The 6,552-nt window shown below is 49.9% G+C and carries 6 protein-coding genes; 5 read left to right on the top strand and 1 reads right to left on the bottom strand.

Going from position 1 to position 6,552, the window contains the following annotated elements; genetic code table 11:
• Nucleotides 1-320: 320 nt before the first annotated feature.
• Complete coding sequence (locus L696_RS0117725; RefSeq protein WP_025684831.1) at nucleotides 321-1,925, bottom strand: PucR family transcriptional regulator; 1,605 nt, start codon at nucleotides 1,923-1,925, stop codon at nucleotides 321-323.
• Between the two features lie 274 nt (nucleotides 1,926-2,199).
• On the opposite strand from L696_RS0117725, the gene L696_RS0117720 reads away from it, so the two are divergent.
• The 5 genes from L696_RS0117720 to L696_RS0117700 all read left to right on the top strand — a co-directional run.
• Nucleotides 2,200-2,997, top strand: coding sequence for an ABC transporter ATP-binding protein (locus L696_RS0117720; RefSeq protein ID WP_025684830.1), 798 nt, complete (start codon nucleotides 2,200-2,202; stop codon nucleotides 2,995-2,997).
• 30 nt (nucleotides 2,998-3,027) lie between these two features.
• A complete protein-coding gene (locus L696_RS0117715; RefSeq protein ID WP_025684829.1) occupies nucleotides 3,028-3,906 on the top strand; it encodes an ABC transporter permease in 879 nt (292 codons plus the stop codon).
• 25 nt (nucleotides 3,907-3,931) lie between these two features.
• Nucleotides 3,932-4,960: an ABC transporter substrate-binding protein gene (locus L696_RS0117710; protein ID WP_025684828.1), complete on the top strand. Its 1,029-nt coding sequence runs from the start codon at nucleotides 3,932-3,934 to the stop codon at nucleotides 4,958-4,960.
• Nucleotides 4,961-5,021: 61 nt separating this feature from the next.
• Complete coding sequence (locus L696_RS0117705; protein ID WP_025684827.1) at nucleotides 5,022-5,834, top strand: cysteine hydrolase family protein; 813 nt, start codon at nucleotides 5,022-5,024, stop codon at nucleotides 5,832-5,834.
• A gap of 21 nt (nucleotides 5,835-5,855) precedes the next feature.
• Nucleotides 5,856-6,552 (top strand): amidase family protein (locus tag L696_RS0117700; RefSeq protein WP_025684826.1); only part of this gene is annotated, 697 nt, incomplete at its 3' end.

The following is a 6,552-nucleotide window of genomic DNA, read 5'->3' as shown; positions in this document are numbered from 1 at the left end:
AAACAGACATCTAACATTCACTTTAGCGAAGAAGCAGAAAAATGAACCTTTTTGTAACTTTCGACCCATACAGACTAGATCTATATATAAAGAGAGGGTAACTCGTAAAAAAATTTATTCTGATGTTAATAATAGATGGGCATTACAGAACAACTGGTTAAGGGGAAGCTTGGAGCACCACTGCATATTCTTATCCTTGCAAAGCAGACAAAGCCAGCTATGTTACAATCGGCCACAATGTCCGCAATAAAGAAGAAGTGAAAGGGTATTCTGCAGTCGGAAGGCTTCTACGGGATACCCTTCTTGTAGATATTTTCAAATCAAGCCTGCCTGTCGTGCGGCATCAAATGTCTAAACATAAGCCCCAGCTTTAACAGCAGCAGGTGGTCAGTATTCTTCAAATCCAGATTCAGCAGCCCCGAAATTTTCTCCAGCCTGTACAGCACCGTGTTGCGATGGATAAACAGCTCACGCGCGGTTTCATTCACCTGGCCGTTGTTGGCGAAGTAGACTTCAAGTGTGTGCATCATCTCGCCGGCATATTCCTCGTCCTTGTCCAGCAGTGGACGGAACAAATAAGAGCAGTACCTGCTCATGACCTGCTTCGGAATATGCTTGAAGAGATAAATGAATTCCAGGTCGGCGAACATGACAATCGGTTCGCTTGAACCGAGCTCCGTACTGATTCTCTCGGCCTCGGCACACTCCCGGAAGCCGTCGATAAACTCCTCCATACCCGTCCTGACTTTGCTGATGTAACATGTCCTTGCTCCTGCTCCGTGGTCCCATGCATGCATCAAATCCGCATACAAACGCGCGGAATTTTCATACTGCCTGCGCTTCTTGGCCTCTTCTTCCGAAATGGGAAAGAGGGAATATACGCGGTTCATCACATAGAAATGATGAGATTCCAAGGAGGCCGTCTTTGGGTGGTCCTGAAGCTTATCCTGAATCTCCCTTAGTCTGCGGCGCTGACTTTCATAGTCCCATGTATCAGCTCCTGTGGAGGATATCATGCATACGTAGGGAGTGCTCCAAAATGTGCTTCCCAACGCTTCCGCAAATTCGAGAACCGTCTCCCGAGAAGTGTTTCCCTTCAAGTAACGCTCCATGGCCGCACCAAGACGACTGCCCGCCGCAGAAGCCTCTTGATTCCAGATGATCTCCAGATGATAGGAAAGAATAACGGCAGCCTGGTGAAAAATGCCCTCCATATCATGTGCTTCCTGCAGATTTTCGATCTGAACCAGCAAGTAACCGTATGATTTTCCGTTTTTCAGCAGGTGGACCCGATACAACAGGTTGTTGGCTGCCTTATAAAACCGATTGTCCTGATGCCAGGGCCAGTGACTCAACAGCTCTATTTCGGAACAGCTTGTCACGTTATACAAGGCCTGTCCCTCGGAGGAGACGATGGCTACAGGATGTCCCAAAATGCTGGTGATGCTTTGAAAATAATTGGTGTACTCATCCGCCTGCATCGCAAAATCAACCAGCTTCTTCTGCGTTTCAAGCAATTCATTCAATCGGCGGGTATCACGTTGGAACTCGGATTGGAAAAGAGCAGTGATCTGCTCGGAGAAGGTGAATTCAAAAGGCAACTCAATCAGGGGGAAGCTCAAACGATCGGCTTCAAGCAGGGCAATCTCAGGAATTTCCGCCCAGTAGCGGCCAAGCTTGATGCCCAGCCCAGAGGCCCCCCGTTCATTCAGCTTTTGCAGTAAATTGACAAATTCCTCGGGTGAATCCCTAATCGCATAAGCCGTAGTCAGCAGCAGCTCCCCTTCCTTTATCCAATTGATCACATCCGGGGCATCCATCAAATTAATGGAGGTGATTGTTCGAAAAATTCCCTTTATACCAGCCGCCAGCTTCCCTTCCGATAATGGATAGACCATCAAGGCATCTTCTACAGTTAAATGCATGTCAAATCACTCTCCCAAAATGATGCGTATATGATTCAGTTCCCGGACACGACGTAACTTTTTAAGCAATTATATAGGCTTCCCTCAATTTTATGCAATCCTTTTCGTCTCTTTTATGTAATATAAGTTAACATTTCAACTGGAAATTTTGTTTTTTAACCAACAAGTAGTCCTTTTTGTTAGATTTAAAACCAAAATTATGTTAGAAATATTTACATTCATATTTTTTAGCTTTATGATAGGACACAACTTCAAAGAGAAGAGGGGAATTCAGATGCAGCTTACCCAAAATCAACAGGCTGCGGCCGAAAAGGACAGCCGTTCCATGCTTGTTATCGATGATGTCGGCAAAATCTACCCCAATGGCACTGTAGCTGTGCAGCATGCGGATCTGCATGTAGGGGAAGGGGAATTTCTCTGCTTTGTCGGCCCTTCCGGTTGCGGTAAATCGACTATCTTTAATATGATTGCCGGTTTGACGGAACCGACCTCCGGTCATCTGTCCGTGCTGGGCACCTCACCGAAGGAAGCGCGCAAGCAGAATGAGATTGCCTTTGTGTTTCAGGAGCATACCCTGCTGCCATGGGCCAAGCTGATTGATAATGTCACCCTGCCTCTTACTTTGCGCGGCGTATCCAGGAAGGAGCGTATTACCGAAGGGGAGCGGGTTCTTGAGCTAGTAGGCCTGAAGGAATATATGAAGGTGCTGCCCCGTGAGCTGTCAGGCGGAATGAAGATGAGGGTATCGATTGCACGAGCATTGATATCCAGACCCAAGTTGCTGTTAATGGATGAACCGTTTGGCGCTCTTGATGAAATTACCAGGCAGACGCTACAGGATGAACTGCTGAATATTTGGGAACAGGACAAAAAGATGTCGATTCTGTTCATTACGCATAACGTGTTTGAAAGTGTGTTTCTATCGACAAGAGTAGTGGTGATGACGCCCCGTCCCGGTAAAATTTCGGACATCATCGATATTCCGTTTGCTTATCCGAGAGATGATGGATTCCGGACACGTCCGGAATTCGGTGAATATGTACGCAGCGTGTCCGCTGTGCTGAAGCATTGATAGACAGAAATGAGAGGAGAGGGAAGAAAAATGGAAGAGATGGCAGCCAGTTCAGCCGTTGAAACGGCGGTAGGTATCCGGGCTTCCGCGAAGGAAATTGCCCGCAGCGGTTATCCAGCAGGCGAGAATAAGGTCCTGAGCCTGCTAAAGAAAGTTCTGCCGCCATTTGTGGTGTTTATCCTGTTTATCGGCGGATGGGAGATCATCGTGCGGATGATTGGAATGCCTCCGTATATTTTGCCCAAGCCATCCGATATTGCGGCGGCGGCCGCCGAGAACAGCACGAATCTGATTACGTCAGTAAGCACAACCATTGTAGAGGCGTTGATCGGTTTTGTGATTAGTGTAGTGCTCGGCATTTCATTAGCCATTCTGCTGGCGCTGTCCAAAACGGTGGAAAAAAGCGTATATCCGTACGCCATTATCCTACAGACTATTCCGGTCGTAGCGGTAGCCCCGATCATTGTGATCTGGTTCGGAGCGGGGATTAATGCCATTGTGATCATCTCATTCCTGATCAGCTTTTTCCCGATTTTATCGAATACGCTGATCGGATTGAACTCAACGGATCAGAATATGAAAAATTTATTCTATTTGTATAATGCGAGCAAGCTACAGACCGTTTGGAAGCTGCGATTTCCGGCGGCGCTCCCGTACATTATGGCGGGGTTGAAAATTTCATGCACCAGTTCAGTTGTCGGAGCGATCGTGGGTGAGTACATTGCCGGCATTGGCGGCGGACAGGGTGGACTCGGATACGGGATTACCGTTGCGGCAACCCGCCTGCAAACTCCTTATCTGTTCGCCTGCGGCTTGGCAGCATCCATCTTGGGAATAGCATTTTTCCTAATTATTAACATGGTATCGAACAAGCTTTTGAAGTCCTGGCATGAGTCGGCAATGAAATGATACCAGAACCGGGAGAGGGTCCAACATGTCCAAACATCTTATGAACTTACGTTACAAGAAGTGGCTGCTGCTGGCTGCAGCTTTGATCATGTTGCTTCTGAGCGCATGCTCCAATTCCGGCGCTCCGGAATCCTCGGCCCCGGCGAAGGAGGAAGACGGAACAGATCTGAAGCAGGTAAGACTGATCGAGGGCTGGTACGCCAAAGGGGAAGATGGAGGCTATTTTGCGGCATTGCAGCAGAACTACTATAAGGACAAGAAGATCGACATGACGATTCAGCCGGGAGGTCCCGAGGTGTCAACCATGCAGCTTGTCGCTGCGGGCAAAGCCGAATTCGGCATCTCTTATGCAGATGAAATTTTGAAGGCGCGGGAACAGGGAATCCCTGTTGTTGGCATCCTTGCCGGCTTTCAGAGCACACCGCAGGTTCTTATGTACCACAAAGGTCAAAACATCAAGGATTTCACCGACCTGAACGGCAAAACCGTATACATCGGTACAGCGGTGCCTTACTGGGAATATATCAAGAGCCAATACAATCTGACAGATGTAAAAGAAATGAAGTATAACGGACAGCTTGTCAATTTTATCAATGACCCCAATTCGCTGAATCAGGGTTACATCACGAACGAGCCTTACGCGCTTTCCCAGCAGGGGGTTGAGGTGGACTATCTGAAAATCGCCGATTCCGGTTATGCGAACTATGCGGATGTTCTTTTTACAACTGAAGACTACCTTAAAAAGCACCCCGATGTCGTAGAGGCTGTGGTGCAGGCAAGCCAGAAGGGTTGGAGCTACTACCTTGACAACTATAAAAAGGTAAACCCGTTCATTCAGACCTACAATCCGGATATGACGGTAGGAGCAATGAATTATGAGGCGGAGCAGGAAAAACCCTTTATTCTTAACAAGGAATCCGAGGCAAACGGTATCGGTTACATGACAGAGAAACGCTGGAGCACCCTTCAGGATCAGATGATCAAGGGCAAAGGATTAACGAAGGCACAGGATGTTACCCAGGCGTTCACGGCCGAATATCTAATGAAGCCATGAGTGTGAACCGAAGTATTTATAGCCTCAAACCAGAATTTTCAGAAAAATGAGGGGACTTTATATGTTCAAACTTGGAAATCGAAAGAGCTATTGGCAAGTGTCCGAAACGCTAGTGGATCTAAGGCGGACGCAAAAGTACGGCAAGCCCGTAACTCTTCCTGCACAGCCGCAAGAAGTCATATTTGATCTGGAGCATACAGCGGTCATTGTCATCGATATGCAGAATGATTTCTGCACACCGGGAGGCTGGCTGGATTCCATCGGGGCCGATACATCGCCGCTCCTGAACCCGGTCAGTCGGCTGAATCGGCTGCTGCCTGAGCTGCGTAAAGAGGGTGTGCCCGTCATCTGGGTGAACTGGGGCAACCGTGAAGACCGGATGAACGTGCCGCCATCCGTGCTCCATGTATACAATCTGGACGGACGGGGTAACGGCATTGGGGACGCGTTACCGGGGAACGGCTCCAAGGTGCTAGAGAAAGGCAGCTGGGGAGCGGCTATTGTCGACGGTCTGGATGCGGCCCCTGATGATATTTATGTGGATAAATACCGCATGAGTGGGTTTTGGGACACGCCACTGGACAGCATCCTGCGCAATTTGAATATTCAGACGGTCTTGTTTGCCGGGGTAAATCTCGATCAGTGTGTCATGCATACACTGCAGGACGCGGCTTGCCTCGGATATGACGGCATACTTCTGGAGGACTGCTCGGCAACGAATTCCCCGGCCTTCTGCCTGGAAGCCACCTTATACAATATCAAGCAATGCTATGGTTTCGTCGCCGATTCCACCTGGCTGGTGGAGGAGCTGAACGGGGCAGTGGCCCATAAAGAGGGAAATACACCGGAAGAGCTGGCTCCTCTGGAAGGGTGAGCGGATGGGAGGGGTGACTCGATGAAAGATCAATGGAACGCCGTTGTAAACCACCAGGTGACGGTTGAACCGACAGGACAGGGAACGCTGAGCGGACTCAGCTTTATGGTCAAAGACGTGTTTGCTGTCCGTGATTATACAAACGGCGCGGGCAATCCGTGTTGGCTGGAGACGCACAGCCCGGCGGCGGAACACGCGGAAGCGCTCAGCCTGCTGCTACAGCAGGGGGCGCGGCTAACGGGCACGACTCATACGGATGAGCTGATGTTCAGCCTGAACGGAGAAAATGTCCATTACGGAACACCGGTGAATCCGAAGGCCCCGGACCGTATCCCTGGGGGTTCATCCAGCGGATCGGCGGTTGCCGTCGCCGCAGGGCTTGCTGACTTTGCCCTTGGAACGGATACGGGAGGATCGGTACGTGTGCCCTCTTCGTACTGCGGAGTTTATGGAATGCGTCCGACGCATGGGATCGTCTCCGAGAAAGGCGTTATCCCGCTCGCCCCCAGCTTCGACACCATCGGCTGGATGGCACGTGATCCCGAGACGCTGCGTCGGGTAGGTGAAGTGCTTCTGCCGCAGGCAACCTCGGGTTCCAGCTTTAGCAGGGTGCTGATCGGTGAGGACGCCTGGGAGCTGGCTGACACTGAGAGCAAAGAGGCGCTTGCCTCTTGCCTGGAGTTGCTGTGCGGCTTGGCTGAAAGCCATGAAGCTGTTC

This window comes from Paenibacillus maysiensis, from assembly GCF_000520815.1.
Classification (GTDB): Bacteria; Bacillota; Bacilli; order Paenibacillales; family Paenibacillaceae; genus Paenibacillus; species Paenibacillus maysiensis.
This window is presented reverse-complemented; position numbering and strand designations above follow the sequence as displayed.